Here is a 614-nt window from a genome sequence, read left to right as displayed (position 1 = left end):
CGCGTGACGCGCTGCCGCGGACGCGACGGCGACCACGGTCCCGTCGCCACCGCACACCCCGAGGGCGCGCGGCTCCGTATCGGCCACCCAGGCGTCGAGTTGTTCGGCGAAATCGCGGGCGGTGTCGAGTGCGCGCACGTCGGCCTTGGGGAGAGCGGTTGTGATCTCCTCACTCGGATCGACACTGTCCGGCCCGGACTCCGGGTTGACCACCACGAGCAGATCCTCGCCGCCCCGAAGTGCCGGTGCGTCGACGGCAGGGCCCAGCTCTGCCGGTTCCTCCGTGCGCACCGCCCACCAGCGGCGGGTGCCCGACGCGACGGCCCCGCCGAGTAGCAGTCCGGCGGCAACGTCGGTCGGCCAGTGCACGCCGTTGTGCACACGGGAGTAGGCGACCGCGGCGGCGAGCGGGGCCACGACGGCAGCGGTCGCGGGCGATTCCAGGGCGACACCCGTGGTGAACGCCGCCGCCGACGCCGCATGTCCCGACGGGAACGACGAGGACCGGGGGATCGCCACCCCGCGCAGCACGTTCGTCCATACGCGGGCCGGGGGGCGCCGCCGGGGGAACAGCGGTTTGAGGATGCCGTTGGCCAGACCGCTCGCCATCATGA

At 73.6% G+C, this 614-nt stretch carries 1 protein-coding gene; it reads right to left on the bottom strand.

Translation table 11 applies throughout. From position 1 onward, the window contains the following. A partial coding sequence (locus AC1D1G_RS45830) for a phosphatase PAP2 family protein (protein ID WP_477957015.1) occupies positions 1 to 614 on the bottom strand: 614 nt, incomplete at both ends.

It is taken from the genome of Rhodococcus sp. P3_B8 (assembly GCF_056402775.1).
Note: the sequence above shows the minus strand (reverse complement) of the source record. Positions and strands in the feature narration are given on the sequence as shown.